This is a genomic window from Beijerinckia indica subsp. indica ATCC 9039, assembly GCF_000019845.1.
GTDB lineage: Bacteria > Pseudomonadota > Alphaproteobacteria > Rhizobiales > Beijerinckiaceae > Beijerinckia > Beijerinckia indica.
The window spans coordinates 3,786,824-3,812,226 of the sequence record NC_010581.1 but is presented as its reverse complement, the minus strand read 5'-3'; the positions used below and the strand labels follow the sequence as shown (position 1 = coordinate 3,812,226).

Here is a 25,403-nt window from a genome sequence, read left to right as displayed (position 1 = left end):
CTAGGGTTTCCGCCAACCGATGCGCTGGGCCTTTTGAGGATCGAACCACCAGGTCGAGGGCACGCCGACATCATAATGGGGCATGCGCTCCGGACGGCCGAACAGATCCCAGAAGGCCAGCAGATGGTTAGGATTGTTCCACATCGGCACCCAGAAATAATGGGCGCGCAAGATGCGGTCGATCGCCCGGCAGATCGTGGTCAGGTTCTCGCGCGTGTCGACGACCAGAGCTTTTGCGATGAGGGCATCGACGCTCGGCAAGGCAATGCCCGCCACATTGCGGGAGCCGGAAAGATTCGCCGTTTCGGAACCGAAAATGAGCCGCATATCCTCGCCTGGCGTCAGGCCGAAACTAAATCGTTCCGTGACAATATCATAGTCGAACTCATCGACCCGGCGTTTATATTGGGCCGCATCGACGACACGATAATCGGCATCGATCCCGAGCAATTTGAGATTTTTGATGAAAGCCGCCGTATGGGGCTGGAACGAGGTTTCAAAGCCAAGAAATTCGATTTCGAAGGGCTTGCCGTCGGGGAGCAGGAGTGTATTGCCCTTGCGGGTGCAGCCGGCCTGCCGCAATTGCTCACTGGCCTCGCGCAGGAGCTTGCGATCCTGGCCGGAGCCGTCTGAGACGGGGGGCACGACAGCCTCGCCAAAAACCTCGGGAGGCAATTGATCTTCGAAAGGCGTGAGCAGAGCGCGTTCCTCGGCCGAGGGCAGGCCTTCGGCGGCCATGGGCGAGTTCTGGAAATAGGAAACCGTACGCTTGTAGAGATTGTACATGATATTGGCGTCGGTCCATTCGAAATCGAAGGCATAGCCGAGCGCCCGGCGGATGCGCGCATCCTTGAATTTGGTTCTCCGCGTATTCAGGAACCAGCCTTGCGTACCGCGCGGATAGGCGTCTGGAACAGTTTCGCGTTTGACCTTGCCTTCCTTGAGCGCGGCGAAATCATAGCCTGTCGCCCAGATGAGTGAGGTATATTCCTCGCGATAGGTGAAGACGCCGGCTTTGAACGCCTCGAAAGCCACTTTGCGATCGTTGAAATATTCGTAGCGCACCACATCGAAATTGCTGCGCCCGCGATTGATCGGGAGGTCCTTGCCCCAATAATTCTCGACCCGCGTGAAAGAGATATAGCGCCCTTGCTCGAACGGGCCGACCTTGTAGGCCGCGGAACCAAGGGGCGGTTCAAGCGTGGTCTCCTCAAAATTATGGGTCGTGTAATAGGCCTGCGAAAAAATCGGCTGACTGGCGACGGTCAGCGGAGATTCGCGGCTATGGCCCGGGCGCATGCGGACGCGTACGATATCCTCGGCCTCGGCTTCGGCGCTTTCGAGATCGCGCAGGCCCTGGCGCAAGACTGGATGGCCCTTGGTTTTGATCAGATTCAAGGAAAACACCACGTCCGACGCCTTGATCTTCGAGCCGTCGTGGAAACGCGCTTCCTTGCGGAGAAAAAATCGATAGAGGGTGCGGTCGGCTGAAACTTCTACCTTGTGAGCGACGAGGCCATAAAGCGCATCGGGTTCATCATTGCTTCCCGTCATCAGGCTGTCGAAGATCAGCCCCATGCCAGCCGCGCCATCCCCCTTGAGGATGAAGACATTCAGCGTGTTGAACGTATTGAAGCCGGCCTGTTCGATGAAGATGCCGCCCTTGGGCGCATCCGGATTCACGTAAGGCAGATGCTTGAAATCAGGCGGTAAGGCGAGATCGCCGAAGATCGAGAGGCCGTGCGCCTCATAAGCTTCGCCTTCAACGGGCTTTTCCGTTGGCTTTTGTTCCTGAGCCTTCGCGCGCTTTGCAAAGAAAAAAGCGGGCGGCATGGCGAGACCGCCAAGGCCGCCGAGGGCGAGCCCCAATGCTTGACGGCGAGTCGAGAAGAGCGGGAATCGTCCAGTCAAGGCGCGCTCCAAGAAAAGGGGATGACAGCAGAGAGATAGGACAAAGAGAGGCGGCGAGTCGAGCCGGTCTACAAGGAGCTTGGGGTCAAAAAACGACTTTGAATCTCAATGCGGAAGAATCCAAGACAAAAACAAAACAAAAAAGCCGGGCCTTGAGCCCGGCTTTTTCAAAAATGAGAGGATGCGCCTTACTTTGTCGGCAGGGGCTTCGGCTCATCCGAGAGCGTATGCAGATAATCGATGAGGTCCGCGCGCTTTTGCGGATCTTTCTCACCGCCGAAGGCCATTTTGGTGCCGCTCACGAAGCTTTTCGGCGAGGTGATGAAGGCATCGAGGTCGTCATAGGTCCATTCGCCACCCTTGGCCTTCAGAGCATCCGAATAAGAGAAGCCCGCGATGGAACCCTTGGCACGGTCAACAATGCCCCAAAGAGGCGGGCCCACTTTGGCGGCGCCACCCTTTTCGAACGTATGGCAGGCCTGGCAGGGCTTGGTATCAGCTTCGCCCTTCTTGACATCGGCCTTGGCCAAGCGCTCCGGCAGCGGCGCGACGGCAGCCTCGGCACCACCACCCGATTCGCCGCCCTCGGCGGCCGCTGGCAGATCATAGCCGGGCTTGGCCAGTGGCGGATGCGCAAAAATAAAATTGGAAATGGTGACGAGCACCATAGCGAAGAGCAGGGCGCCAAAAAAACCGCCAGACAACTTATTGAACTCGAAGGATGACATCCCTTGGTCCCTTTGTTCAGCCCTTCTGCAAGGCCCTATCCATTTCGGTCCAGGTCGAAAGGAGCGACATTCCCGCCCGAATCCGCTCCTTTCCGAATCCTGCCCGTCCGAATACTCGAAACGTCATGAGCAGGAAATGATTCGGGCAGGGCAACAGTCATTTTCATGACCGAAGACTCGTTCCGGGGCTTGCGCCGGCGCGCTCCATGCCGCATCTGGCATAGGCCTGGACAATACGCGCGTTGATTACCTGCTTTGCGGCGATCTTGGCAACTCGGATGAAAGCAGGAGCCTTGCTACCTTTTGCCGCCTTTCCGGGGCGCGGGTTCCACGCTCCCATGACGAAGAGCCTGATGAACGGGGCGGCTCGCCCGGCCGATGAACAAAGACGTGATTGAAACGGATCCCAGCGCCTGACGCCTGGTCCGCAATGGAAAAACAGATGCAGCCTCTCAAAATCGCCTATCAAGGCGAGCCCGGAGCCAATTCTCATATCGCTTGCCAGAGCGTCTATCCCGACTACGAGGCGCTGCCCTGCGCGACCTTCGAGGATGCGCTCGGCGCGATCAGCGATGGCACGGCGGCTTTGGGCATGATCCCGATTGAAAATTCGCTCGCCGGACGTGTCGCCGATATCCACCACCTGCTGCCGACCGCGGGGCTCTATATTGTCGGCGAATATTTTCTGCCGATTCATTTCCAGCTTTTGGGCCTCAAGGGGACAAAGATCGAGGATCTGCGATCAGTCTACAGCCATGTCCATGCGCTCGGCCAATGCCGCAAAATCATCCGGCGGCTGGGGCTAACCTCGCATGTCACGGGCGATACGGCAGGCTCGGCGCGTGAAATCGCCGAATGGGGCGACAAGACCCGCGCCTCGCTCGCGCCACGACTCGCTGCTGAAATCTACGGGCTCGATATCCTGGCCGAGAATGTCGAGGACGCGGCCCATAATACCACGCGTTTCGTCGTGCTCTCAAAGGAACCGGGATGGGCCCCGCTCGGCACTCCCGATCCCATCACGAGTTTCGTGTTTCGGGTCCGCAACGTGCCGGCGGCGCTTTACAAGGCCCTCGGCGGTTTCGCCACCAATGGCGTCAATATGACCAAGCTTGAAAGCTATATGGTGGAAGGTACATTTACCGCGACGCAATTTCTCGCTGATGTCGATGGCCATCCACAAGAGCGGGGCCTTGCGCTGGCGCTGGAGGAACTGGCCTTTTTCTGCAAGGAATTGAAGATTCTCGGCGTCTATCCCGGTCATCCGTTCCGGCGCGAGAATCAGCCCTCGCCGGAGGGTATGTCATAGGGTGAGGATATGGACGAAGAAGAAATCATTTTGTTTCCGCTGATCGGTTTTTCCACCCATACTTTGCCGGGCTCCCTGGTCATGCTAACGCTCGAATTGCCGGTCAATTCCGAGGAGCCCGAGGGTGAAAAAACCTATGTGCGGATTGGCCTGCGCGCCGAGGGCACGCGGCAGCTCGCCGACAGCCTGCGTCGTGCGGCCGATGCGGCGGAAATGGGCCAATCGCCAAGCCGTACGCCGAGTTGAAGAGTTTATTCTTTTACGAGCAGATCCGGGCGCCGCTCTCGCGTAATGCGTTCCGCCTCCGCCTCGCGCCAGGCGCGGATGCGGGCGTGATCGCCGGACAGAAGCACGTCCGGAATGATCCGGCCCTCCCATTCGCGCGGACGCGTGTAATGCGGATATTCCAAGCGATTATTCTCGAAGCTTTCTTCCTCGCCGGAAACCGCCTTGCCCATGATGCCGGGAAGCAGGCGCACGCAGGCATCGAGCACCACCATGGCCGCTAATTCGCCGCCTGAGAGCACATAATCGCCGATCGATATTTCCTCGAGGCCGCGCCCTTCGATCACCCGCTCATCATAGCCTTCGAAACGGCCGCAGATCAGGACGAGCCCTTCGCCCTGGGCCAGGGCACGCGCGCGACTTTGCGTCAGGGGTTTTCCGCGCGGGCTCATGAGAAGGCGCGGACGCGCATCGCCGGGGGGCAGGTTTGCATCGATGCAGGCGCCAAGGACATCAGCGCGCATCACCATGCCGGCACCGCCTCCCGCCGGTGTATCATCGACTGCGCGGTGGCGACCGAGCCCATGCAGACGAATATCATGAACGTCGAGCGACCAACGATCGGCCCGCAAGCCCTCACCCGCCAGAGAGAGCCCGAGAGGACCCGGAAACATGTCCGGAAAAAGCGTGAAGACGGAAGCCGACCATGGTTTTGTCTCGTTGGGCCTTGGCTCTTCGCTCATGGCGATGGCTCGTCTCCGCCTGCATCTTTTTCAGGTGGTTCTTGTGCCTCGACTTCCTCGGGCGGAACCACGAGTACCCGACGGGCGGTGAGATCGATGCGAGGTACGACTTGCCGTGTGAAGGGCAGGAGTCTTGTCTCGCCACCGTCCGAAGGAGCGATTTCCAGAATGTCACCACCGCCGAAATTCAAGACATCAGCAATCCGGCCGAAAAGCACTTCCTTGCCGTCCGCATCCGCGACGAAAGCGTCGAGTCCGATCAGATCGGCGAGATAGAACTCTTCTTCCTCGGGGGGAGGCAGGGCCTCGCGTGAGACATAGAGGGAGAGATTGGTCAAAGCCTCCGCCGCCTCGCGCGTCGTCACCCCCTCGATGCGGGCGACAAATACGGCATTCTTCACCAAACGGAGAGAGGCGATGGAAAAGCTTTTCTTGCCCGAGGCATCGGACAAGGGACCGTAAGCGCTGATCGCTTGCGGCACCTCAGTGAAGGATTGTAGCCGCACCTCGCCGCGCACGCCGTGGGGAGCTCCAAAACGGCCGACGAGAATGCGGTTTTCAACCGGCGCCGTCAGGCGGCGGCCTCAGAGGCTGCTTTTTCAGCCGCAGCGGCGGCAGCGGCCGCGCGCTCCTGCGCCTTCTTCTTCGGCTGACCCTGTTGCGGATTGTTCCTCGACTCGCGCTTGATGATTTCGAGACCATCGAGCAGACGCGCGACGCGATCGGTCGGCTGCGCGCCCTTGGCGAGCCAGTCCTTCGCCTTTTCCGCGTCAAGCACAATGCGGTCGGGGGCGTTCTTCGCCTTCAAGGGATCGAATGTGCCAATACGCTCGATGAAACGGCCATCACGCGGAGCGCGCGCATCAGCGACGACGATACGATAGAAAGGCCGCTTTTTGGCGCCACCGCGCGCCAGCCGGATTTTCAGGGACATTGTTACTTTTTTCCTATGGTTGAGAGGGAGTGTGTTGAAAAGCAAGAAGAAAGGCTGAGTCTATTTCTTCTTGGCGAAAGGATTGAAGCCGCCGAGGCCGGGAAGCTTCATGCCACCCAGACCCGGCAAGCCACCGGATTTTCCACCGGGCTGGGTGGGAGGAGCGCCAAACAGGCTTGAAGGATCGGCGGGCAGTTTCGGCAAACCGGCCGGTGGCGCCGGGGGCAATCCGGGAGCCGGGCCGGGATTTGCGCCCGGCTGCGGAAGCTGGCCAAATTGTTTCTGCAGGGCCGCGAGGTCTTCTGCCGAGGGCATGCCGCCCCCCAAACCTCCGAGCCCGCCTCCAAGAGCGCCAAGTCCGCCTCCAAGGCCCTTGCCGCCGAGCATGGAGGCCATCTTGCCCATTTTCCCCATTTTGCCGCCGCCAAAGGCCTTCATCAGATCGGCCATTTGGCGATGCTGCTTCAAAAGCTTGTTGACATCCTCGACCTTCATGCCTGAGCCCGCCGCGATGCGTTTCTTGCGTGAGGCTTTGATGAGATCGGGATTACGCCGCTCCTGCGGGGTCATGGACAGAATGATCGAACGCTGGCGCTTGATCACCTTGTCGTCGATATTGGCGCTGGCCAATTGATCCTTCAATTTGCCCATGCCGGGCAGCATGCCCATGATCCCGCTGATGCCGCCGAGCTTTTCCGCCTGGGCCAATTGGTCGGATAAATCCTCGAGATCGAATTTGCCCTTACGCAGCTTGGCGGCCATCTTCTCCGCCTTTTCGGCGTCGATGGTTTGTGCCGCCTTTTCGACGAGCGAGACAATATCGCCCATGCCGAGAATGCGATTGGCGATGCGGTCCGGATAAAAATCCTCGAGTGCGTCGATTTTTTCGCCGGTACCGATGAGTTTGATCGGCTTGCCGGTGACGGCGCGCATGGAAAGCGCCGCGCCGCCACGTCCATCGCCGTCGATGCGGGTGAGGACGATGCCGGTAATGCCAACGCGGTCATCGAAATTTTTGGCGAGATTGACCGCGTCCTGGCCCGTGAGGCTATCAACGACCAGCAGGATTTCATGCGGGCTGGAGGCGGCCTTGATCTCGGCCATTTCCGCCATGAGGGCTTCGTCGATATGGGTGCGCCCGGCCGTGTCGAGCAGCACGACGTCGAAACCTTGTAACCGCGCGGCCTGTTCCGCCCGTTGTGCGATCTGCACCGGCGTCTGGCCGGCGATGATCGGCAGCGTCGCCACATTGATCTGCTTGCCAAGCACGGCGAGTTGTTCCTGGGCGGCTGGCCTTTTGACGTCGAGCGAGGCCATCAGCACCTTGCGCTTGAAACGGTCGGTGAGGCGCTTGGCGATCTTGGCCGTCGTGGTGGTCTTGCCGGCGCCCTGCAGGCCGACCATCATGATGCCGACGGGCGGCGCGGCGTCGAGATCGATCGGCTCGACAGTCTTGCCGAGCGTTTCGATCATCACGTCATTGACGATCTTGACGACCATCTGACCGGGCGTGACCGATCGGACGACATTGGAGCCGAGTGCCCGGTTGCGGACCTTGTCGACGAAGGAGCGCACGACATCAAGCGAGACATCGGCTTCGAGCAAGGCGCGGCGGACCTCGCGAAGCGCGATATCCACATCCTCTTCATTCAGGGCGCCGCGCTGGGTCAAGGCATCGAAAATGCCTGAAAGCCTTTCAGAAAGCCCTTCGAACATATGCCTCTCCCGCATGCGCCGGCCGCGAGCGACCGGCATGACCCTGGACCAAATCCCCTTCAAGGGCATTTGATCAATGAAAACCGCTTTTTGCAACGCAAAACGCGCCCGGGGGCGCAACGCGCTGCCGGGCGTGGCCGGGGTTTTCGAAAACCTCCGGCTTGTCGGACGAATGAGATCCTTGACCGAGGGTAAGGGATCTCAAGAAAAAGCATCCTTAAAGAGCGGGATGGCTTCCGTCAAGGATCGGATGCGATCGGTCGCGTGGTCTCATTGCGCTTTTCAGGCGGGGGAAAGACACGAATCGCGCTCTAATACCGAAAACAGGACGATCATAGCCTGATTAAACTACATGCGTTTGGGAATGACAGACGGCGCAGCCGATCGGTTCATTTTGAACAGGGGCTCCAAGCTGATGATTATCGTGTCCGGGACATAAAGCACGGCACCTGGAACATGGTCACTTTCGAACATGGCGAAATGAATCGCTGCGTCCCGGCTGATGAAGAGGCCACCAATCAGTCCTTTCTCATCGCATACGGCCCATTGACCATGCTTATCACGTCCGACCATGAATCGACGCCCCCGCGAGGGAGGTTGGCTGATCTGCCTTGCCTTGCCCATGAGGGATGTCTTTCTGCTGTTGAAACGATGCGTTTTCGTCAGTTGGTCAACCACGTCACGTAAGCCGCTGCGGCATAGACGAGGGCCAGTATTGCGCCGAGCCGCAAGAACATCCTGAAATCTTCTGGATTGGAAGCGACATTCCCTACTTTTACACGAGTGCCCTGTTTGGAGGAGGAAACGCGTAGCGAATGTCGCATAGGCTGAATGCGGTACATACGAGGATGCATCGATCTTGATCCTTCTGTTGTAGGCAGGCCGAGGTTGGTTTCCTTTTTAAGGACTGATGCGGTCTGTACGCGACTCAGATAGGAAAAAGCGCATATGTTTTCGATTAAGGCGAAAATACAAAGGAATAAACGTGAAATAAAATTGGTTGCCAACCTGCTGGGTAAGAGCCGTTGGTCGTGACAAGTCGCTAGTCGCATCCTTGATCTTGATGATCGTAGGGGTGGTTACAAAACGCTCCATCGTCGCAAGGGTTAAATCGACACCCGTTTGTGACGGGACATTGTAAACGATAATGGAAATATCAATACTGTTGGCGATGGCATTCAAAATGCCGGAAGATTCCCTCCTGTATCGGAGGATTGTCATAAGGCGATCGTCGAATGCGTGTCGTTGGTCCCGATCCTGGCAATCACGTGAACCCGGTCGGCAGAGGCAAAGCCCCTTGCCAGATACGCGGGCTTGGCGGACAAAGGAGGGCGCTTTGACCCGTGGGTTCTCGCGCCGCCGATTTCCTTGTGTCATGCCAGCTTGGCCGAGACCTTCATGGACCTGTTCTTTCTCTCCGTAAGATATGTGTTCGTCGTTGCCATCGGCCTCTTGCCGATCATGAATCCGCTCAGCACCATTCCACTCTTTCTCGCCTTGACCCGACGGATGGAGCCGGAGCGCCAGCGGCGGCAGGCTGCCCGTGCATCAATCTATGCCTTTGCAATTCTTGCGGCTTTTCTGCTCGTCGGCAATGGGATCATCGCGCTCTTCGGCATTTCCATGCCGGGCATCCGCGTGGCTGGCGGCCTGATCATCCTCGTCCTTGCCTTTCGCATGCTCTTCGCCGGAGAAACGCCCGCAAAGACGCAGGGCGATGAGGAAGGCTTCGAACAGCACGAGGCTGATTATTCGTTTTCACCTCTTGCCATGCCGAGCCTCGCCGGTCCCGGCTCGATCGCCGTGGTGATGAGCTATGGATCGGAAATCCCAGAAAAATATGAGGTTCTTGGCCATTTCGTCGTGCTGTGCGGGATCGGTATTGTGGTGGCCTGCGCCTATGTGGCACTTGCTGGTGCTGTGAGGATCGCCAAATTCCTTGGCGAGGCGGGCATCCAGTCCGTCACCAAGATCATGGGTTTTCTCCTAGCCTGCGTCGCCGTCCAATTCATCGCCTCCGGCATCAGAGATTTCATCATCTCTTTCAGTTGAATGGGAGTGAGGGCAAATCCTTGCCCTTACAACCTTGGCCTTGCCTTCCTATCTTCATAGATTGCCGCGACCTTTTGGAGGTGACGAGCCCCCTCTTTCAGCCGCCTGGATGTCAAACGGATAAGGCATGCCCCGTAACCCCTATTATGCCGGCCCTCTGTCGGATCATTTCGATGGCACGCGTTTTTTTGTGCCGGGCGAAAGGCCGAAGACGAATCGTTTCTCCGATTTCCTCAAATGGAGATTCGCCAGCCGGCACGGTCCCAAATGGCCGGTGACCTTTCCAAGCCCGGCGCGTGATAAGCCGCCGGCGCGGGTCGAAGGCGCGGATCTGCGTGTATCCTTTATCGGCCATGCGAGTTTTCTACTTCAGACCCAGGGGCTCAACCTTCTTCTGGATCCGGTCTTTTCAGAACGCGTGAGCCCGTTCCGGTCCGTCGGACCGAAACGTGTCAATCCGCCGGGTATCGCTCTTGAGGATCTGCCGGAGATCGATGCGATTCTCGTCACCCATAATCATTATGATCATCTCGATCTGCCGACGCTGTCGCAACTCGCCGGCTGTCGGGTCCTGTCGCCGCTCGGCAATGAAACGATCATGCGCACTCATGATGCACGCATCAGAGCCGAGGCCCATGATTGGGGCGCGCGGATTTCGATTGGCAATGAGGTCTTCATTCATTTCGAGCCCTGCTATCATTGGTCAGCGCGTGGCCTGTCCGATCGCCGCATGGCTCTCTGGGCGGCTTTCGTCATCGAGACGCCGGCCGGCAAAATCTACCATATCGGCGATACAGCCTATGGCAGGGGAGAGATTTTCCGGGCGATGCGGGTGAAGCATGGGCCTTTCCGGCTGGCCCTGGTTCCGATCGGTGCTTATGAGCCGCGCTGGTTCATGCGCGAACATCATGTTGATCCAGAGGAGGCCGTCCGCATCTTTCAGGATTGCGGCGCGGCTTACGGTCTCGCGCATCATTGGGGCACGTTCCACCTGACCGATGAGGCGATCGATGAGCCACCCAAAAGGCTCGCTGTCGCGCTCGAACGAGCAGGCGTTGCGCCGGGGCATTTTCAGGTGAAGCGTCCGGGCGAGGTTTTCAAAGTGCCCCTGGAATGAGGACGGGCGTGGCTAACCGGGCTAGATCGATGATGGCTTTGCGTGTTCCTGAATGAAATGGAGAAGGGACAGCAGCGGGGCAGGGCAATTGGACAGGACGAAAGCGAGGGAATGAGAGCGCCCGTCCGCCATCTCGATGGTTATGTGAGATTTGTGCGGTCCGTCGAAGATTTTGATACCCGGCATGTCATCGTGAAGTTCAAAAAAATGCGCCTCCGCGATCAAAAGATCGATGTGATCGGCATCCGTATCCTTCAGTTCGGCACGCGTCAGTTCGAACCGGTCGATGGTGGGGCTGGCTATGCCCGGGCCCGAAGCGAACAGAAAAACAATGCGGTCAAAAGTGTTCATGATTGTTCCCTTTGAACGGTCGGCATTGTCTTGATGAACAGGGCTCACGGCTTATTGTATGCGGGACATGCGGCGGTGTCATTCTCCCTTCAGAATGTTCCGTGTGAAACGAGCTATTTTTCCGTGATCTTCAACTCGATGCGCCTGTTGCGCTTCAAGGCTTCCTCGCTGTCACCTGGATCGAGCGGCTGGAAGGATCCAAACCCCGCCGCCGCCAGACGGTCCGGGGGCACGCCCTTGTCCGTGAGATAATGCACAACGGCGAGCGCGCGGGCGACGGAGAGTTCCCAATTCGAAGGGAATTGCACGGATTTGATCTGCTTTTTGTCGGTATGGCCGTCGACGCGCATGACCCAGGGAAGATCGGCGGGAATCGTTTTGACGAGATCGTTGAGGGCCGTTGCCAAAGTGTCGAGTTCCTGCCGGCCGATTGGATTCAGGCGGGCCTGACCGGAATCGAAAAGTAGCTCGGATTGGAAGACGAAACGGTCGCCGACGATCCGCAAGTCTGGCCGCTCGCCCAGCACTTGCCGCAGACGGCCAAAGAAATCCGAACGATAATGGGCGAGTTCTTGAACCTTTTGGGCGAGTGCCACATTAAGCCGGCTGCCGAGATCAGCGATTTGCGCGCGGGACTCCTGATCGCGTGTTTCGGAAGCCGAGAGTGTCTCCTGAAGGCTTGAAAGCTGGCCTCGCAAGGCAGCGATCTGTTGATTCAATGTTTCGACCTGGGCCTCAGCCTGTGTGGAGAGCTGCTTTTCCGCATCGAGTGCGCGCAGCGAAAGGCGCGCACGGTCCTCTGCCGATTGGGTGGCCTGATTGCCCGCATCGACCAATTCTTGCAGCCGGGTTGCTTCCGCCTTGGCGGCCGTCTGTGCGGCTTCAAGCGTTGCCTTGAGCTGGCCGGTTTCCTGCTCCGCCTTGTCCTTGGCCGCGTGCTCCAGCGCTAAAAGGGTGGAAAGATCATTGATCTGACGATCGAGCCGCGAGAGTGCTTTATCCTTGCCGGTGACCTCGCGCGCCAAGAAGAATTGCGCCAGCATGAAAACCGACAGCAAGAAAATAATCACGAGCAACATGGTCGAAAGGGCATCGACGAAGCCCGGCCAATAATCGATGGTGCGTTCGCGCCGCCGCGTACGGCTGAGCATCAGGGTCGTTCCTTAAGGAAAAATTGGCCCTGCTCATGGAGGGCGAGCATCCGTTGCAAAAGCGCCTGCGTTTGCCGGCTCTCATCGGCTTGCGCCTCGACCCAATCGCGCAACAATTGGTGTTCCGAGCGCATATGCAGGACGAGGCCCTGAATGCCCTCTGCGAGATTGGCGATGGCAAGCGCCGTCGCCCGGGCCTGGCTTTGGTCGGCGACGGCGGCAATCTTTTCAAGAGCCAGGCGCAGTTCGGCCGGGATTTCGCCGTGTCCTGGCATCGGTGCCTCGACATGTCTTGGAGCCGTGTCCCGGGCCTGGACCGGAATCATCCCCTCTCTCATCTCCGAAACCTCCTGTGTATACACCATCAGAAGGTCTTCGAGTTCGGTGTAGAAACGATTTTGCGCCTGGCCGGCTTGAAGATCGAGAAATCCCAGGATCAGCGAACCGGCGAGACCGAACAGGGAAGACGTGAAAGAAATGCTCATGCCAGCGAGGGGCGCGGCGAGGCCATTTTTCAAATTGTCGAACATGATGGCAGCATCGGCGCCGGTCTGCATCGATTGGATAACGCCACCGATCGAGCCGACGGTTTCGAGAAGGCCCCAGAATGTGCCGAGCAGGCCGAGAAAGATCAGGAGGCCTGTGAGATAACGGGCAATATCGCGGGCCTCGTCGAGCCTCGTGCCGACCGAATCGAGAATCGTCCGCGAAGTCATGGTCGCGATGGGGGCGCCGAAAGGCTGCTCGGCGAGCAGGCTCGCCATGGGTGCCAGCAGAATCGGTGGCTTGACGAGATCCGCAATGCCGCGAGCCCAGGCATTGACGAAGCGAATCTCACGAAACAGCCGCACGACTTGGCGCAGTCCAAGCAGAATGCCAATGGCGAGAACGGCGCCGATGAGTCCGTTGAGCCCAGGATTGGCCATGAAGGCATGAGCGATCTGCTGCTGCAGGACAAAGGCGAGACCGCCCGTGAGCGCCAGAAAGATCAGCATGCGAAGGAGAAACGTATAGGGAGAGGAAAGCGCGAGACTGGAGGGGTTTGGAAGGTCATTCGTCATGAGGGCCATCCGCTGCGCGATAATCCATCCGAGGGAACCTCTATCCCTCGCCGACGTCAAGCAATCATCGTGATTTTCTTGGGCAATCCCCGTAAATCAAGCCTACGGCAAGCCTGTGTGACTATCAAATGTAACTATCGAAGGCAGGGGTGCAAGAAAGCCTGGAAAGACCTTACATATCTTCATCCTCGAACAAGGCTTGTCAAACACGCAAAGGAGCGGATCGATGGCGGACGAGGCTTTTCTGGCCACGCTCAAGGATGCTTCTCTCTTCCGCCAGGCGTGTCTCATTGATGGCCGCTGGCTCAGCGTGGGCGATGGGCCTTCTGTCACGGTTGAGAATCCGGCAACGGGCACTGTGCTCGGCCATGTGCCCGCCTTCGGCGCCAAGGAAACCGCGCTGGCCATTGCTGCCGCGAAAAAGGCGCAGCCGGCCTGGGCCAAAAAAACCGCAAAGGAACGCGCCAAGATCCTGCGGCACCTGTTCGACCTGATGCTCGAAAACCAGGAGGATCTTGCTCGCATCATGACAGCAGAACAGGGCAAGCCCCTGACCGAGAGCCGGGGTGAAATCGCCTATGCGGCGGGCTTCATCGAATGGTTCGCGGAGGAAGGCAAACGCGTCTATGGCGATGTCATTCCCGAACATCTGCCCGGCCGCCGCTTGATCGTCCGCAAGGAGCCGATCGGCGTCTTCGCCGCCATCACGCCCTGGAATTTTCCATCAGCCATGATCACCCGCAAGGCGGGTCCCGGTTGGGCTGCGGGCTGCGCCGGCATTTTGCGCCCGGCGAGCCAGACGCCCTTTTCAGCCCTGGCGCTTGGCGTGCTCGCTGAACGGGCCGGCCTGCCGGCGGGTATCTGCAACATCGTCACGGGGCCTGGAAGCGAGATTGGCGCTGAACTCACCGGCAATCCGGATGTGCGCAAATTCTCCTTTACCGGCAGCACGGAAGTGGGCGCGAAATTGCTCGCCCAATGCGCGCCTACAATCAAGAAGACCAGTATGGAACTTGGCGGCAATGCGCCTTTCATCGTCTTCGACGATGCCGATCTCGATGCCGCCGTCAAAGGGGCCATCGCCTCGAAATATCGTAATGCCGGACAAACCTGTGTCTGTGCCAACCGTCTGCTGGTCCAGGATGGCGTTTATGATGTTTTTGCACAAAAGTTGGTGGAGGCCGTCAAGGCTCTGAAGGTCGGCGACGGGTTCGAGGAGGGCGTCATCATTGGTCCGCTAATCGATCAGGCGGCTCTGACCAAGGTCGACGCGCATGTGGCTGATGCTGTTTCCCTCGGCGCCTCCGTGATCCTCGGCGGCGCGCCGCATCCGCTTGGTGGCACTTTCTATGAGCCGACGATCCTTGCCGATGTCCCGCCCAAGGCGCGGATTTTTCACGAGGAAACTTTTGGGCCGGTCGCGCCCTTGTTTCGCTTCCGCACGGAAGAAGAGGCGGTGACACTGGCCAATGACACACCCTTTGGCCTTGCCTCCTATTTCTATAGCCGCGACATCGGCCGCATCATGCGGGTGGCGGAAGGACTCGAATATGGCATTGTTGGGATCAACGAAGGATTGATCTCGACGGAGGTCGCGCCGTTCGGTGGTGTGAAAAACTCGGGGATCGGGCGGGAAGGGTCGAAATATGGCATCGAGGACTATCTGGAGATCAAATATCTCTGCCTCGGCGGGCTCGAGACCTGAACGGAGGGGTTGCAGGCACGCAAGCCTTTACCTTGGCGCCTTGCTTCTGGTTTTGTCGTCGGCGGTAGCCTCTGCCGAGCCTTCGCTGACGGAAATCCAGGCGGTTCTGGCGCATAAAACCTTTGTCGATTTAACTCATGCCTTCAGTGAGACCACGCCGGTCTGGGAAGGTTTCCCGCAGGCGAAAATGTATCCGGCGATGAAACCGGGAACGGGCGAGCCTTATACGATCAAACAGGACGGGTTCCGATCCACTTTCTTCGCCATGGTCGGCCAATATGGCACCCATGTCGATCCACCGGCGCATTTTGCGGAAAAGGGCGCGACGCTCGATCAGATCCCGCTCAAGGAGATGATCCTGCCGCTCGTCGTCTTCGATATCACGCCATGGCTCGATAAAGAGCCGGCGCATGTCTTTTCACTCGAGGACCTCAAAACCTGGGAGCATGAACACGGACGCGTGCCGGAGGGAGCCTTCGCGGCTTTGCGCACCGATATGGGCAAGGATTTCGAGACGAACCCCCAGTCTTTCAAGCGCCAGCCTTTTCCGGGCTGGTCGCGCGAGGCGGTGCAATTTCTTGTCGAGCAACGCGGGATCAAGGCGATCGGTCACGAATCGCTCGATAGCGATGTGACCGAGACGATGGAGACGGAGACATACATTCTGCAAAGTGGTCATTATCAGATCGAGGTGATGACCAATCTCGATAAAGTGCCGGCGACCGGCGCACTCATTGTCGTCACCTGGCCCAAGGTCGAGAAGGGATTGGGCTTTCCGGCGCGGGCCTTTGCGATCCTGCCTTGAAAGGGAGAGGGTGGGGATTGATGGATGACACTGATGCTAACGCCATCACGTGACCGTGATGCGGCTCGTCTCGCAAATCGGTTAGTGTGATGCTCACGTCAAGGGTGATGCCAAAGGCCTGATTATTGGCGTCGGCTATATAGGAGGAGGAACGGACCATGGATTATCGGCAGCTTGGCCGCTCCGGCTTGAAGGTTCCTGTCCTCAGTTTTGGAACGGCGACATTCGGCGGATCGAATGAATTCTTCAAACGCTGGGGCGATACGGATGTCGCCGAGGCGACGCGGATGATCGATCTCTGTATCGATCATGGCGTCAATTTCTTCGATACGGCCGATGTCTATTCAGAAGGGGCTTCCGAAGAGGTTTTGGGACAGGCGATCAAGGGCAAGCGGGACAAGGTCCTGATTTCGACCAAGGCCACTTTCGCCACCGGCAGCGGTCCCAATGAAGTCGGTTCATCCCGTTTCCATTTGATCCGGGCTTGCGAGGCCAGCCTGAAGCGGCTCGGGACGGATCATATCGATGTCTATTTCATGCATGCTTTCGATGCCCTGACGCCGGTCGAAGAGACATTGCATGCGCTCGATCATCTCATCACTAGCGGCAAGGTTGGCTATATTGGCGCATCGAATTTTTCCGGCTGGCATTTGATGAAATCCCTGGCGGCGTCGGAGCAGCGTGGCTTGGCGCGTTATGTCGCTTATCAGGGCTATTATTCGCTGGTCGGTCGCGATTACGAATGGGAATTGATGCCGCTTGGCCTCGATCAGGGTGTCTCCCTGATGGTCTGGAGCCCACTCGGCTGGGGACGCCTGACGGGCAAGATTCGCCGCGGCGCACCGGTTACCGAAGGCCGCATTGCGACTGGCGGTGCGGAAGGGGGACCGATCGTCGATCAGGACTATCTCTTTACCGTCGTGGATGCGCTCGATCTCGTTGCCAAGGAGACCGGCAAGACCGTTGCTCAGGTCGCCTTGAATTGGTTGCTGCAGCGTCCGACCGTAGCCAATATCGTGATCGGCGCACGCAATGAGGAACAACTCAAACAGAATCTTGGCGCCGTGGGGTGGCAGCTTACGGCCGAGCAGGTCGCGTTGCTCGACAAGGCCAGCCATCGTGTGCCGACCTATCCCTATTGGCATCAGATTCAATTCGGCGAGCGCAATCCAAAGCCGACGGATTGGTAGTCTTTCTGGTAGCAAAGGCCGCCAGTCTTGTTAGCGAGAGCATACGTTCACTGGTGTGTGCCATGCTCTCGCTTCGTGTATAATTGAAGTATGTTATGCGTTCAGTGGCGGTTGCTTGACCGTCCGCAGGTAGGGCTTTTGCTCCGTCCAACCGCCCGGAAAGAGATCCTTGGCCTGTTCATCGGTGACCGACGGCACGATGATCACGTCCTCGCCCTGTTTCCAGTTCACAGGCGTCGCGACTTTATACTTGTCGGTGAGCTGTAAACTGTCGATGACACGCAGGAGTTCATCGAAATTACGCCCGGTTGAAGCTGGATAGGTCAGCGTCAGCCGCACCTTATGGTTCGGATCGATCACGAAGACCGAGCGCACGGTGAACGTGTCCGAGGCATTCGGATGGATCATGCCATAGAGGTCGGAGACCGTGCGGTCATTGTCAGCGATCAGAGGAAAGTTGAGCGTCTGACCCTGCGTCTCCTCGATGTCTTTTGACCAACTGGCATGGCTGTCCGCAGGATCGACCGATAGCCCGATCACCTTGACATTGCGCTTGTCGAATTCCGACTTCAGCTTGGCCACGATGCCAAGCTCAGTGGTGCAGACAGGCGTAAAATCCTTCGGGTGGGAGAACAGCACCACCCAGCTCGACCCAGCCCAATCATAAAAATGCAGGCGGCCTTCGGTGGAATCCTGAGCGAAATCAGGGGCTGTATCGTTGAGTTGGAGGGACATGATAAGCTCCTTGAACGGGCCGTGCTGTATTCGCTGAATGAACGCAATGCGAGGCTGGAAAGCGTGGACAGGCTCGTTCCACGAAAACTGTATTTAAGTGTCCTGGTTCCGTCACATATTGGTGCGGCATGGGTCGAGATGATAGCCAGAAAAGCACGACGCAGGCCGTGCCAGAGCATAGGAAAAGCCGTGGCCGAGGCTCAGGCCTGCCCGCCAACGCACAAGAGGGCTGTGACCTGAGAAAGTCTGTGCCCTCAGCCCTCTTGGCCCTCAAGAGACACGTTCCGGTGCAGCCATGGGTTCAGGTGCTCGAAATCGAAAGTCCCGCTTTCATACAGGCCAAGGATAAAATCCTGTGTCTCGTCCGCGCTCGCTGTGAGCCGCATGCCGTTAATGACAAGAAAGGTGTAGGTCACGGCAAAAGCGGTGCGCTTGTTGCCGTCAATGAATGGATGGTTTTGCGACAGACTTTCCCATAGTGCGGCGGCTTCCTCGATCAGATCGGCATAATAGCCGGTCTGTGGCCGGAAAAGCGCGGCTTCCAGCAAGCCGCAATCCCGCCGCCATAGCGCTCGATCTGATCATCATGGATTGTCAATATCTCAATGACGCTCAGATAATCGGTCATTCAGCCAGCTTCTTGTAGAGCGAGCCGAATTTTTCATGGCTAGCCTGGTAAGCCGCCATGACATTGGTGCGCGGCCGCCCTTGCTTCCGCTTTTCTATCAGATCGGCCAGGGCCTCATCGACGAGGGTCTGAAGTTGGCGCCCTTCGCTTTGGGCGATGCGCCGCACGGCGGAGAGAATTTCCGAATTCACCTCGGTCGCAAATTTCTCGCGGCCTTGCGCAGCCATGATCGGCCTCCCTTCGTTCGGGTGAAGGTAACATGATAAATCGTGAAATATCAAAGATAAAGGTTTGTGCCATGCCACAAGTATAGATGTTATCCTCTATCATTTAAACGGTGCCGGGCATTTTTATATTTACGGGAAATAACCTTCTAAAATAGAAGTGTATATAGTTTCCAATGTAGCAATGTCAGCCACGGACACTCGTTCATCGACCATGTGCATGGTCTGCCCCACGAGCCCGAATTCGACGACTGGGCAATAGGCGGAAATAAACCGCGCGTCCGATGTGCCGCCGGTCGTGGAAAGTTCCGGGCGACGGCCGGTCTGTTTCTCGATCGCGTTTGCGACGAGATCTGTAAATTGATCTGGCTTTGTAATGAAGGCGAGCGCGTTACAGGGCTCGAAAGTGAGTGTGTATGCGGTTCCTTCTGCCACGCTGTCGAGCCGTGCGAGCAGCTCGAGCTCCAATGTCTGCGGTGTCCACAGATCATTGAAACGAATGTTGAAACGCGCCTCCGCTTTCGCCGGAATGACATTATAGGCGTCGGTTCCTGACGAGAGCGCGACCACTTCAAGATTGGAGGCGTCGAAATGATCTGTGCCTTCATCAAGGGGCGTGCCGATCAGTGCCTCAATGAGGCGCATCAGTTTGGGAACAGGATTATCGGCGCGATGCGGATAGGCGACATGGCCCTGTTTGCCGGTGATGCTCAAAATGCCATTCAGCGAACCCCGCCGGCCGATCTTGATCATGTCGCCGAGTACTTGCGGATTGGTCGGCTCGCCAACGATACAATGATCGAAGTGTTCGCCCTGTTCGGCCGCCCATTTCAGAAGCTTGATCGTGCCATTGATCGAGGGGCCTTCTTCATCACCGGTGATGAGGAAGGCGATCGAGCCCTTAAAATCCTTGTGCTGTTCGATAAAGGTAAGAGCCGCCGCCGTGAATGCGGCGATGGCACCCTTCATATCGGCGGCGCCGCGTCCCCAAAGCTGGCCATCCTCGACCTTGGCCGCGAAGGGATCGAACCGCCAATCCGTGGCTGTGCCGACAGGCACGACATCCGTGTGGCCGGCGAAAACGAGACAAGGCGCGCCTGAGCCGAAACGGGCATAGAGATTGTCGATATCGGGCGTGCCTTCTTCGTGGAAGGTTAGGCGATGGGTGCGAAAGCCCGATGCCTTCAACCGGCTTTCGAGGACACCGAGCGTGCCGCCGTCCTGCGGTGTGACGGAAGGACAGGAAATGAGGGCGCGGGCGAGATCGAGCGCGGTTTCGGACATTGTGGCTCCTGACGATGCAAAAGCCTTCCTGAAAGGGAAAGCCCTGCATCGATCCTCTGTCTCATGCGTTGGCTGTGCGACCAGCACCGCAAAGGACATAAAAGAAGATGCGTTCGCAGGCGAGCCCGATCATGCGAGATGGCAATATTCCCTTGCCAAAAAGCCTGGAAGCGTTGCGTGAGGCCGCACGGACATGCCAGCGCTGCCCGCTTTGGAAACATGCGACGCAGACGGTTTTCGGTGAAGGGCCAAAGGACGCGCGGCTCCTGATCGTCGGTGAACAGCCGGGCGACAAGGAAGATCTCCAAGGCCATCCCTTCGTCGGGCCGGCGGGCCTTCTGCTCGACAAGGCCCTGGGGGAGGTGGGGATCGATCGCAGGCGGGTCTATGTCACGAATGCGGTGAAACATTTCAAATTCGAGCCGCGTGGCAAGCGCCGCATGCACAAAACACCCACCACCACGGAGATCAAGGCGTGCCGTTTCTGGCTTGAAGGGGAGTTTGCGCTGCTTGAGCCGAAACTCGTCCTGGCTTTGGGGGCGACGGCTCTCCATGGTCTCCTCGGCCATGTCGCGCGGATCGGCGAGATGCGTGGCGAACCGATTCCTTTTGGGGACAACGCGAAACTACTCGTGACCACGCATCCTTCCGCGATCCTGCGTATGAAAGAGCCGATGCGGGCGCAAAATTACGCGGATTTCTTGAATGATCTCAAGCGGATTCCCGCCTTGCTGGAAGAATAAGGAATCGATTGGGCTGGCGCTTCATGTCATCTATTCTACCGTTTTAGGGTGGTACCGATGACCGTTGAGGATCTTGCATGGACGGTTGAGGAAGCCTGCCAGAATGCCTGCCCGTCTCCGAAACAGATCTTGCTGGATGGCTGGCTGTTGCGCGCATCCGGCGGTGAAACGCGTCGAACGAATTCAGTCAACCCATTGAGGTCCGGGCCACGCGACCCCACAAGCATTATAAAAGCGGCTGAGGTAATCTACCGCTCTCTTGGTCAGGCCGCGATTTTTCGGGTGCCTTCGATCGTCCCGGAAATGGAAGGGCCATTGGAGCGACGAGGCTATAATGCTGAAGGTGAGACATGCACGCTCCTCACCGATTTCACCGATCACCGGTCGGTCGATCTTCAAGACGTTGAACTCTTGGATGATCCGAGCGATGAATGGTATGCGGCATGGGCGGCTTTGAATGGAGCCTCTGCGCTTGTGCGGCGGATCTATAAAGAGAGGATGGACTGCATATTCCTGCCCAAGGCCTTCGTTTCCTGTCGCATTGACGGCGACCTCGTTGCGGTCGCCTATGGGATTATCCACAAGGGGCTTCTCGTCGTGGAATCCGTTGGCACTCATCGGAACTATCGGCGGCGCGGGTATGCGGCGCGCGCACTGAGGCGGTTAATGGATTGGGCAAAACGGCAAGGCGCTCATGGCGGCTGCTTGCAAGTCGAGGCCGAAAATGCTCCCGCCCGCGCTCTTTATCGTTCGCTCAGGTTCGACAGAGAGCTTTACCGCTATCACTACCGCCGCAAGATTATGGCGGGCTGAATGTCATTTTCCGGCTTTGGACGGCAGAAAACCAAGCTCCACAATGTTCCAGGCCAGTATACCGACGAATAAAAGATCGAAGCCGACGACATAATCGCGCGTCATCACCTCGGCGACGCGCGGTTGCAGCCAATGCGCGGCGCCGGCCAGAAGAGCGGCAAATGGCAGGAGGCCAGCAAGGCCTCCGGGCCAAGCGCGGTCGCGCCAGCGCTTGGCGCTGAGATTATAATGGCAAATGCCGATCAGTAGCACCGTGAAGGCATAGAGCACGAGATAGACATAGGTGCCGAAGATCGCCCAGTCGAAGAACGGGGTTTCGCTGAGATCATGCTCCGCGTAAGGCGAGATGACCCACCAGATCACGGTCAGAATGCCGAGCAGGAGGGCCATCAGGAATGAATATTTTCGCCAGGTCGCGCAATCGATCCGGCCCTGATCGGTGCGAAACAGAAAGGTGAAGCCTCCGTTGTCCACGGCCTGGTCCATCAGTCTCTCAACAATTCGTTAATGCCGGTCTTGGACCGTGTCTGTGCATCGACCGTTTTCACAATGACGGCGCAATAGAGCGAGGGGCCGGGCGTGCCGTCGGGCAGATTTTTTCCGGGCAGATTGCCGGAGACAACCACGGAATAGGGTGGGACATAACCGATGTGAATCTTGCCCGTCGCGCGATCGATGATCTTGGTCGAGGAGGAAATGAACACCCCCATCGAGACGACCGAGCCCTGGCCGATGATCACGCCCTCGACGATTTCGGATCTCGCGCCGATGAAACAATCATCCTCGATGATCGTCGGATTGGCTTGCAAGGGTTCGAGCACGCCGCCAATGCCGACGCCCCCCGAGAGATGCACGTTCTTGCCAATCTGCGCGCAAGAGCCAACCGTCGCCCAGGTATCGACCATCGAGCCCGTATCGACATAGGCGCCGAGATTGACGAAGGAGGGCATCAGCACGACGCCTGGTGCGATATAGGCGGAGCGGCGCACCACGCAATTCGGCACGGAGCGGAAGCCGGCCGCCGCATGTTCAGCCGCCGTCCAGCCGGCGAATTTCGAAGGCACCTTGTCCCACCAGGATGAGCCCCCGGGGCCACCCTCGATCGTGCTCATATCGTTGAGGCGGAAGGAGAGAAGCACCGCCTTTTTCAGCCATTGATTGACTTTCCAAGCGTCTGGCCCCGTGGCGCCTGCCTGTTTCTCGGCAACGCGTAGCTTGCCCGAATCGAGTTCCAAAAGCGCGCGTTCGACACCGTCGCGCACATCGCCCTGCGTCGAAGCGTTGATCTGTGCACGGTCCTCGAAGGCAGCCTCGATCAGGCTTTCGAGCTTGTCATTCGCCATGGGTTTTCTTTCATTCCGCTTGAACTTTTGCGGCAGAGGTTTCGGCGCGGGATGGCCGTAAGTCAAGCCCTCACGGCTTGTTCGTGGCGTCCTCAAGAAGCCCGAGCAGAAAGCTTTCGAGGTCATCGGTGACATAGTCGATATGCGGCGGGATCTCGCGACCGGCGATCTCGATCTTGTCGCGATGGTCCAATTGGCCGGGCTTCGGCACGACGAGCACGGTCTTCATGCCGCGCTGATGCGGAATGAGCAGGTTTTTCGTCAGATCCTCAAACATGACGGCACGCGCTGGATCGACGGCATGCTTGTCGAAGAACCGTTCATAGGCCGTGGGATGCGGCTTGGGGACGAAGTCGGCGTCGGCAATATCGAAAACATCCTCGAACAAGGCCTCGAGTCCGAGGGCCTTGGCCGTATTGAGCGCATGATCGCGCGAGCCATTGGTCAGAATCAGCTTGCGGCCCGGCAAACGGGTAATGGCGTCGGCGAGTGTCGGATTGGGCGGCAGCGAGCTGCGGTCTATGTCATGGACGAAAGCTAGAAAGTCTTCTGCACCGACTGCATCTTCCTGCATCAGTCCGCGCAAGGTCGTGCCGTAATGGTGATAATAATGTTTCTGCAAGGCGCGGGAGGACAGGCCGTCGAGCCCCAGGTGATGCATCATATAAAGGGTGATGCGTGCATCGATCTTGGGCCAGAGATCGCAATGGGACGGGTAGAGCGTATTATCGAGATCGAAGACGAAAGTCTCCACATGGGCCAGGACCCGATTCTGGTGCGACGGCAAGGAAGCCTGATTCTCCGCCGCAAACGGCGGAGTTTTTCGCGCAAGGGAACCCAGCGGAGAGGGAGGAGAATTTTTCGTCGTTTGCGTCACCGTGTGATCAAAGTTCCCGCGCCGTGATCGGTCAAAAGTTCGACCAGGACGGCATGCGGGGTTTTGCCATCAAGAATAACGACGCCCTCGACCCCTTGTTCCAGGGCATAAATGCAGGTCTCGACCTTGGGAATCATACCGCCGGTGATGGTCCCGTCGGCGATGAGCGTCCGAATCTCCTCGACCCTCAATTGCTTGATCAGCCTTTTCTGTCGGTCGAGCACCCCCGGTACATCGGTGAGAAAGAGCAGGCGTTTGGCCTGGAGCGCACCGGCAATGGCACCGGCGAATGTATCGGCATTGATATTATAGGTTTCTCCATCGACCCCTTGCGCGACCGGGGCGAGCACGGGAATCAATTCGCGTCCGAGCACCTGATCGAGAACGGTGGTATCGACCTTGGCGGGTTCGCCGACGAAGCCGAGATCGACCGCATCGCCCGGCTGGCCGAGCTTATGGGCGGTGACCATATTGCCATCCTTGCCGCAAAGGCCGATGGCGCGGCCACCTTCCGCATTGATGAAACCGACGATCTGTTTGTTGATGGAACCAGCCAGCACCATTTCGACGATTTCGATCGTCGCGCGATCGGTGATGCGCAGGCCTTGTGAAAAGACCGATTTGATCCCGAGCTTGGCCAGCATGGCGCCGATCTGCGGGCCGCCGCCATGGACGACCACCGGATTGACGCCGGATTGTTCCAGCAACACCATGTCCTTGGCGAAGTTTCGCGCGCTTTCCTCGTCATCCATGGCATGGCCGCCATATTTCACGACGACGATTGCATCGTCATAGCGCAGCATATGCGGCAGAGCCTGCATCAGGATTTCCGCCTGCTCCTGCGCCTTCATTTCTTCCCGTTCTTCATCGAGATCGGGATTGCGCGATTCGTCTTGTTCGTTCGCCGATGTCATCAGGTGTTGTGCCCTAGAGCGCTATGAGTTCAGGTGAAACTCACGAAATTGCTCGATAAAGATTATCTCGATGCGGCGGTCTGGTGCCGCGTGCAATTAAAAGAAGGGATCATGACAGGTTTATTGCGTTTCCAGACGTTTGTTGGGCCAGAAGACGCGCTATGGCCGCGCGCAGATCGGCAATGCCTTCGCCGCTTTGCGAGGAGGTAAAGATCACGTCCGGATAGGCGGCGGGTCGTTTGGCGAGCGCGGCTTTGACGGACGCGATGCGGGCGGCCTGTTCGGATTTCTTGACTTCGTCGCGTTTCGTCAGAACGATCTGGTAGGAAATGGCGGATTGATCCAAGAGGTCGAGCGTCTCGCTGTCAATCGGTTTCAAACCGTGCCTTCCGTCGATCAGGACATAGACCCGCAGCAGAGGCACGCGTCCACGCAGAAAATCGCGGCAAAGCGAGGTCCAGGCGGCAATCTTCTCCTTGGAGGCGGCGGCATAGCCATAACCGGGCATATCGACGAGTCGCATCCGCGCGCTCTCGATGGTTGGACCGAGAGCAAAAAAATTGAGCTCTTGCGTGCGGCCCGGCGTGTGTGATGTGCGCGCCAGTGTTTTGCGGCCCGTGAGCGCGTTGAGAAGCGAGCTTTTGCCGACGTTGGAGCGGCCGGCGAAAGCGATTTCCGGAGCGCCTTCGGGCGGCAATTGGCTGCGCGCCGCAGCGCCCCAAAAAAACGTGCATTCCTGCGCAAAAAGCTTGCGGCCGGCCTCGATCTCTTCCGCATCGGAGATTGGATCGAGCCCGACCTCTGGCCCTTGTGTTTCCGGCACGACGTTCGGCGCAGCGGCCAT

Annotated in this window: 29 protein-coding genes; 9 read left to right on the top strand and 20 right to left on the bottom strand. The window is 58.2% G+C overall.

Annotated elements, in window-relative coordinates; translation table 11 throughout:
* Positions 1 to 1,833 carry an extracellular solute-binding protein gene (locus BIND_RS17035; RefSeq protein ID WP_081433834.1) on the bottom strand — a complete coding sequence of 611 codons (1,833 nt, stop codon included), beginning with the start codon at positions 1,831 to 1,833 and terminating at the stop codon, positions 1 to 3.
* A gap of 266 nt (positions 1,834 to 2,099) precedes the next feature.
* Positions 2,100 to 2,639, bottom strand: a complete 540-nt coding sequence (locus tag BIND_RS17030; RefSeq protein WP_012386262.1) for a c-type cytochrome — start codon at positions 2,637 to 2,639, stop codon at positions 2,100 to 2,102.
* A 442-nt stretch (positions 2,640 to 3,081) separates the two neighbouring features.
* Here BIND_RS17030 and BIND_RS17025 point away from each other — a divergent pair, with 442 nt between their 5' ends.
* Positions 3,082 to 3,948 carry a prephenate dehydratase gene (locus BIND_RS17025; protein WP_012386261.1) on the top strand — a complete coding sequence of 289 codons (867 nt, stop codon included), beginning with the start codon at positions 3,082 to 3,084 and terminating at the stop codon, positions 3,946 to 3,948.
* A gap of 9 nt (positions 3,949 to 3,957) precedes the next feature.
* Positions 3,958 to 4,194 (top strand): hypothetical protein, encoded by a 237-nt coding sequence (locus BIND_RS17020; RefSeq protein WP_012386260.1) that lies wholly within the window; start codon positions 3,958 to 3,960, stop codon positions 4,192 to 4,194.
* A 5-nt stretch (positions 4,195 to 4,199) separates the two neighbouring features.
* On the opposite strand, the gene trmD is transcribed toward BIND_RS17020, so the two are convergent.
* The 6 genes from trmD to BIND_RS21695 all read right to left on the bottom strand — a co-directional run bounded on the left by trmD (position 4,200) and on the right by BIND_RS21695 (position 8,748).
* Positions 4,200 to 4,916: a tRNA (guanosine(37)-N1)-methyltransferase TrmD gene (gene trmD / locus BIND_RS17015; RefSeq protein ID WP_012386259.1), complete on the bottom strand. Its 717-nt coding sequence runs from the start codon at positions 4,914 to 4,916 to the stop codon at positions 4,200 to 4,202.
* A complete protein-coding gene (gene rimM / locus BIND_RS17010; protein ID WP_041778202.1) occupies positions 4,913 to 5,491 on the bottom strand; it encodes a ribosome maturation factor RimM in 579 nt (192 codons plus the stop codon). The genes trmD and rimM overlap by 4 nt, the downstream gene beginning before the upstream one ends.
* On the bottom strand, positions 5,488 to 5,850 hold the full coding sequence (gene rpsP / locus BIND_RS17005; protein WP_012386257.1) for a 30S ribosomal protein S16: 363 nt from the start codon (positions 5,848 to 5,850) through the stop codon (positions 5,488 to 5,490). The genes rimM and rpsP overlap by 4 nt, the downstream gene beginning before the upstream one ends.
* 60 nt (positions 5,851 to 5,910) lie before the next feature.
* A complete protein-coding gene (ffh, locus tag BIND_RS17000; protein ID WP_012386256.1) occupies positions 5,911 to 7,566 on the bottom strand; it encodes a signal recognition particle protein in 1,656 nt (551 codons plus the stop codon).
* A gap of 348 nt (positions 7,567 to 7,914) precedes the next feature.
* The gene (locus BIND_RS16995; RefSeq protein ID WP_244395913.1) at positions 7,915 to 8,139 is read right to left on the bottom strand and encodes a hypothetical protein; all 225 of its coding nucleotides are present in this window, start codon (positions 8,137 to 8,139) and stop codon (positions 7,915 to 7,917) included.
* 327 nt (positions 8,140 to 8,466) lie between these two features.
* Positions 8,467 to 8,748 carry a dihydrodipicolinate synthase family protein gene (locus BIND_RS21695; RefSeq protein ID WP_158304401.1) on the bottom strand — a complete coding sequence of 94 codons (282 nt, stop codon included), beginning with the start codon at positions 8,746 to 8,748 and terminating at the stop codon, positions 8,467 to 8,469.
* A gap of 216 nt (positions 8,749 to 8,964) precedes the next feature.
* Between BIND_RS21695 and BIND_RS16985 the strand changes: the two genes are divergently transcribed.
* Together BIND_RS16985 and BIND_RS16980 are read left to right on the top strand one after the other, a co-directional pair.
* Positions 8,965 to 9,618, top strand: a complete 654-nt coding sequence (locus tag BIND_RS16985) for a MarC family NAAT transporter (protein ID WP_012386253.1) — start codon at positions 8,965 to 8,967, stop codon at positions 9,616 to 9,618.
* Positions 9,619 to 9,745: 127 nt separating this feature from the next.
* A complete protein-coding gene (locus tag BIND_RS16980; protein WP_012386252.1) occupies positions 9,746 to 10,735 on the top strand; it encodes an MBL fold metallo-hydrolase in 990 nt (329 codons plus the stop codon).
* A gap of 21 nt (positions 10,736 to 10,756) precedes the next feature.
* Here the strand turns inward: BIND_RS16980 and BIND_RS16975 are convergent, their stop codons facing one another.
* The 3 genes from BIND_RS16975 to BIND_RS16965 form a co-directional block, all read right to left on the bottom strand.
* Complete coding sequence (locus tag BIND_RS16975) at positions 10,757 to 11,086, bottom strand: hypothetical protein (RefSeq protein ID WP_012386251.1); 330 nt, start codon at positions 11,084 to 11,086, stop codon at positions 10,757 to 10,759.
* A gap of 113 nt (positions 11,087 to 11,199) precedes the next feature.
* Positions 11,200 to 12,240 carry a peptidoglycan -binding protein gene (locus BIND_RS16970; RefSeq protein WP_041778200.1) on the bottom strand — a complete coding sequence of 347 codons (1,041 nt, stop codon included), beginning with the start codon at positions 12,238 to 12,240 and terminating at the stop codon, positions 11,200 to 11,202.
* Positions 12,237 to 13,298 carry a hypothetical protein gene (locus tag BIND_RS16965; protein WP_012386249.1) on the bottom strand — a complete coding sequence of 354 codons (1,062 nt, stop codon included), beginning with the start codon at positions 13,296 to 13,298 and terminating at the stop codon, positions 12,237 to 12,239. The genes BIND_RS16970 and BIND_RS16965 overlap by 4 nt, the downstream gene beginning before the upstream one ends.
* A gap of 226 nt (positions 13,299 to 13,524) precedes the next feature.
* Between BIND_RS16965 and BIND_RS16960 the strand changes: the two genes are divergently transcribed.
* From BIND_RS16960 to BIND_RS16950, 3 genes are all read left to right on the top strand, one after another.
* On the top strand, positions 13,525 to 15,003 hold the full coding sequence (locus BIND_RS16960; RefSeq protein WP_012386248.1) for an NAD-dependent succinate-semialdehyde dehydrogenase: 1,479 nt from the start codon (positions 13,525 to 13,527) through the stop codon (positions 15,001 to 15,003).
* 52 nt (positions 15,004 to 15,055) lie between these two features.
* Positions 15,056 to 15,808, top strand: a complete 753-nt coding sequence (locus BIND_RS16955) for a cyclase family protein (RefSeq protein ID WP_244395912.1) — start codon at positions 15,056 to 15,058, stop codon at positions 15,806 to 15,808.
* A gap of 158 nt (positions 15,809 to 15,966) precedes the next feature.
* Entirely contained in the window at positions 15,967 to 16,998 is a 1,032-nt protein-coding gene (locus BIND_RS16950) for an aldo/keto reductase (RefSeq protein WP_012386246.1), read from the top strand.
* A gap of 93 nt (positions 16,999 to 17,091) precedes the next feature.
* Here the strand turns inward: BIND_RS16950 and BIND_RS16945 are convergent, their stop codons facing one another.
* The 4 genes from BIND_RS16945 to dapE all read right to left on the bottom strand — a co-directional run bounded on the left by BIND_RS16945 (position 17,092) and on the right by dapE (position 19,869).
* Complete coding sequence (locus BIND_RS16945; protein WP_012386245.1) at positions 17,092 to 17,733, bottom strand: peroxiredoxin; 642 nt, start codon at positions 17,731 to 17,733, stop codon at positions 17,092 to 17,094.
* Between the two features lie 254 nt (positions 17,734 to 17,987).
* Positions 17,988 to 18,281: a type II toxin-antitoxin system death-on-curing family toxin gene (locus tag BIND_RS16940; RefSeq protein WP_244395911.1), complete on the bottom strand. Its 294-nt coding sequence runs from the start codon at positions 18,279 to 18,281 to the stop codon at positions 17,988 to 17,990.
* Positions 18,282 to 18,357: 76 nt separating this feature from the next.
* On the bottom strand, positions 18,358 to 18,588 hold the full coding sequence (locus BIND_RS16935; RefSeq protein ID WP_012386244.1) for a hypothetical protein: 231 nt from the start codon (positions 18,586 to 18,588) through the stop codon (positions 18,358 to 18,360).
* Positions 18,589 to 18,717: 129 nt separating this feature from the next.
* A complete protein-coding gene (gene dapE / locus BIND_RS16930; protein ID WP_012386243.1) occupies positions 18,718 to 19,869 on the bottom strand; it encodes a succinyl-diaminopimelate desuccinylase in 1,152 nt (383 codons plus the stop codon).
* A gap of 107 nt (positions 19,870 to 19,976) precedes the next feature.
* Here dapE and BIND_RS16925 point away from each other — a divergent pair, with 107 nt between their 5' ends.
* Positions 19,977 to 20,612 (top strand): UdgX family uracil-DNA binding protein, encoded by a 636-nt coding sequence (locus BIND_RS16925; RefSeq protein ID WP_012386242.1) that lies wholly within the window; start codon positions 19,977 to 19,979, stop codon positions 20,610 to 20,612.
* Between the two features lie 57 nt (positions 20,613 to 20,669).
* Entirely contained in the window at positions 20,670 to 21,425 is a 756-nt protein-coding gene (locus BIND_RS16920) for a GNAT family N-acetyltransferase (protein ID WP_012386241.1), read from the top strand.
* Between the two features lie 3 nt (positions 21,426 to 21,428).
* Here BIND_RS16920 and BIND_RS16915 read toward each other — a convergent pair whose 3' ends face one another.
* The 5 genes from BIND_RS16915 to yihA all read right to left on the bottom strand — a co-directional run bounded on the left by BIND_RS16915 (position 21,429) and on the right by yihA (position 25,403).
* Complete coding sequence (locus tag BIND_RS16915) at positions 21,429 to 21,911, bottom strand: hypothetical protein (RefSeq protein WP_012386240.1); 483 nt, start codon at positions 21,909 to 21,911, stop codon at positions 21,429 to 21,431.
* Positions 21,911 to 22,768, bottom strand: a complete 858-nt coding sequence (gene dapD / locus BIND_RS16910; RefSeq protein ID WP_012386239.1) for a 2,3,4,5-tetrahydropyridine-2,6-dicarboxylate N-succinyltransferase — start codon at positions 22,766 to 22,768, stop codon at positions 21,911 to 21,913. Before dapD ends, BIND_RS16915 begins: the two co-directional genes overlap by 1 nt.
* Before the next feature lie 70 nt (positions 22,769 to 22,838).
* Entirely contained in the window at positions 22,839 to 23,555 is a 717-nt protein-coding gene (locus tag BIND_RS16905) for a pyrimidine 5'-nucleotidase (protein ID WP_041778981.1), read from the bottom strand.
* 86 nt (positions 23,556 to 23,641) lie between these two features.
* Positions 23,642 to 24,496, bottom strand: coding sequence for an acetylglutamate kinase (argB, locus tag BIND_RS16900; RefSeq protein WP_041778980.1), 855 nt, complete (start codon positions 24,494 to 24,496; stop codon positions 23,642 to 23,644).
* A 172-nt stretch (positions 24,497 to 24,668) separates the two neighbouring features.
* A complete protein-coding gene (yihA, locus tag BIND_RS16895) occupies positions 24,669 to 25,403 on the bottom strand; it encodes a ribosome biogenesis GTP-binding protein YihA/YsxC (protein WP_012386236.1) in 735 nt (244 codons plus the stop codon).

What these genes read in the sequence shown, in the direction of transcription:
- BIND_RS16925 (WP_012386242.1), top strand. Translation starts at nt 19,977, where the DNA reads ATGCGTTCGCAGGCGAGCCCGATCATGCGAGATGGCAATATTCCCTTG.
- BIND_RS16945 (WP_012386245.1), bottom strand. Translation starts at nt 17,733, where the DNA reads ATGTCCCTCCAACTCAACGATACAGCCCCTGATTTCGCTCAGGATTCC.
- BIND_RS16915 (WP_012386240.1), bottom strand. Translation starts at nt 21,911, where the DNA reads ATGGACCAGGCCGTGGACAACGGAGGCTTCACCTTTCTGTTTCGCACC.
- rpsP (WP_012386257.1), bottom strand. Translation starts at nt 5,850, where the DNA reads ATGTCCCTGAAAATCCGGCTGGCGCGCGGTGGCGCCAAAAAGCGGCCT.
- BIND_RS16920 (WP_012386241.1), top strand. Translation starts at nt 20,670, where the DNA reads ATGACCGTTGAGGATCTTGCATGGACGGTTGAGGAAGCCTGCCAGAAT.
- dapD (WP_012386239.1), bottom strand. Translation starts at nt 22,768, where the DNA reads ATGGCGAATGACAAGCTCGAAAGCCTGATCGAGGCTGCCTTCGAGGAC.
- BIND_RS16935 (WP_012386244.1), bottom strand. Translation starts at nt 18,588, where the DNA reads ATGGCTGCGCAAGGCCGCGAGAAATTTGCGACCGAGGTGAATTCGGAA.
- argB (WP_041778980.1), bottom strand. Translation starts at nt 24,496, where the DNA reads ATGAAGGCGCAGGAGCAGGCGGAAATCCTGATGCAGGCTCTGCCGCAT.
- BIND_RS16985 (WP_012386253.1), top strand. Translation starts at nt 8,965, where the DNA reads ATGGACCTGTTCTTTCTCTCCGTAAGATATGTGTTCGTCGTTGCCATC.
- BIND_RS16975 (WP_012386251.1), bottom strand. Translation starts at nt 11,086, where the DNA reads ATGAACACTTTTGACCGCATTGTTTTTCTGTTCGCTTCGGGCCCGGGC.
- trmD (WP_012386259.1), bottom strand. Translation starts at nt 4,916, where the DNA reads ATGAGCGAAGAGCCAAGGCCCAACGAGACAAAACCATGGTCGGCTTCC.
- BIND_RS17035 (WP_081433834.1), bottom strand. Translation starts at nt 1,833, where the DNA reads ATGCCGCCCGCTTTTTTCTTTGCAAAGCGCGCGAAGGCTCAGGAACAA.
- yihA (WP_012386236.1), bottom strand. Translation starts at nt 25,403, where the DNA reads ATGGCCGCTGCGCCGAACGTCGTGCCGGAAACACAAGGGCCAGAGGTC.
- BIND_RS17030 (WP_012386262.1), bottom strand. Translation starts at nt 2,639, where the DNA reads ATGTCATCCTTCGAGTTCAATAAGTTGTCTGGCGGTTTTTTTGGCGCC.
- BIND_RS17020 (WP_012386260.1), top strand. Translation starts at nt 3,958, where the DNA reads ATGGACGAAGAAGAAATCATTTTGTTTCCGCTGATCGGTTTTTCCACC.
- dapE (WP_012386243.1), bottom strand. Translation starts at nt 19,869, where the DNA reads ATGTCCGAAACCGCGCTCGATCTCGCCCGCGCCCTCATTTCCTGTCCT.
- BIND_RS16960 (WP_012386248.1), top strand. Translation starts at nt 13,525, where the DNA reads ATGGCGGACGAGGCTTTTCTGGCCACGCTCAAGGATGCTTCTCTCTTC.
- BIND_RS16965 (WP_012386249.1), bottom strand. Translation starts at nt 13,298, where the DNA reads ATGACGAATGACCTTCCAAACCCCTCCAGTCTCGCGCTTTCCTCTCCC.
- BIND_RS16995 (WP_244395913.1), bottom strand. Translation starts at nt 8,139, where the DNA reads ATGGTCGGACGTGATAAGCATGGTCAATGGGCCGTATGCGATGAGAAA.
- BIND_RS16980 (WP_012386252.1), top strand. Translation starts at nt 9,746, where the DNA reads ATGCCCCGTAACCCCTATTATGCCGGCCCTCTGTCGGATCATTTCGAT.
- ffh (WP_012386256.1), bottom strand. Translation starts at nt 7,566, where the DNA reads ATGTTCGAAGGGCTTTCTGAAAGGCTTTCAGGCATTTTCGATGCCTTG.
- BIND_RS16950 (WP_012386246.1), top strand. Translation starts at nt 15,967, where the DNA reads ATGGATTATCGGCAGCTTGGCCGCTCCGGCTTGAAGGTTCCTGTCCTC.
- BIND_RS17025 (WP_012386261.1), top strand. Translation starts at nt 3,082, where the DNA reads ATGCAGCCTCTCAAAATCGCCTATCAAGGCGAGCCCGGAGCCAATTCT.